Here is a 1,099-nt window from a genome sequence, read left to right as displayed (position 1 = left end):
AAAATCGGCCCAGATCCGCGAAATTTTAATCAGCGAGTCAGCTTGGGAAGAAATGACCTGCTTATTCGCACCTTCCTTAATATAAAGACACAAGCAGAGACATTTTTGGCACGATATAAAAACGCTAAGTTAAAAAATCACTATGACGTGTTGGGTATCAAATGTTCACTGGCATAAACCTCTGTTTCTGATGTAAAACAGATTTTCTGAGGAGGCGTAAAACCTCCTCGTACTGCGAAATTGATTTAGTGATAGCGATCGATCACGCCAACCAGATAGTGGTCGGTTTGCTGCATGTTGATGCCCGCTTTTTTAGCGCTGCGGACTTCATCCAGAATGATTTGCAACAGCGTCCCGTCCACGATTTCCTCTTTTCTGTATCGCTTCAGGAAGTTAATCGCTGACTTATCGTTTGCTGCCTGGGCGTCTTCCGTCAAAGAGGTCAGCGCATTAATGCGCTTCTGGTAATCGCTTACCGTCTGCTCAAACAGATCTTCCAGCGTGGAAAATTCACCGCACCGGGCGTGTTGCTCCTGTAACACCGGCGTGGCGCCTCTCTGTTTGATGTATTCGTACATGCGCATCATTTGCGTCACCGTATTTTGCGCCTGATGACGCAAAAATAGTGCGGTGCCATTAAGGCTATTCTCGCTGCACCTCTGGCTGAGCTGAAGATACAAATTTGAGGTATAAAACTCCTGATTCATTTGCGCATTCAGTTTTTGAACTATTCCGCTAGCGATCATAGGACTTCCTTATTTCTTGTCATCTCAGAAAACGGTCACTCTTCGAAAAAACAACCAGAATAAAAGCGATTCTTTCGCTTTTTTTATTGCGCCTGGTTACGCAGTCATATTCATTTTAAGTCGGGATGCTCCTTATTTAAATATCCAACCCTACTATCGCATTTCTATCTGGCATTATTCTGTGATGGTGTTTCGATATTCACACTCCCTGTGCCAATCCTTTCTTATCGACAGTAGGAAACTTCCTCCGGCTATTCTGCTGAACACGATTAGGGGCACTGTTGCAAAGTTAGCGATGAGGCAGCGTTTTGTCTTATTCAAAGGCCTTACATTTCAAAAACTCTGCTTACCAG

1 protein-coding gene is annotated in these 1,099 nt (G+C 44.1%); it reads right to left on the bottom strand.

Translation table 11 applies throughout. From position 1 onward, the window contains the following. Window positions 1-245: 245 nt before the first annotated feature. On the bottom strand, window positions 246-746 hold the full coding sequence (locus OGW13_RS00040) for a non-heme ferritin-like protein (protein WP_047935038.1): 501 nt from the start codon (window positions 744-746) through the stop codon (window positions 246-248). Window positions 747-1,099 lie beyond the last annotated feature (353 nt).

Origin of the sequence: Citrobacter sp. Ca225, assembly GCF_030337175.1 — a bacterium.
Classification (GTDB): Bacteria; Pseudomonadota; Gammaproteobacteria; order Enterobacterales; family Enterobacteriaceae; genus Citrobacter_A; species Citrobacter_A amalonaticus.
This window is presented reverse-complemented; position numbering and strand designations above follow the sequence as displayed.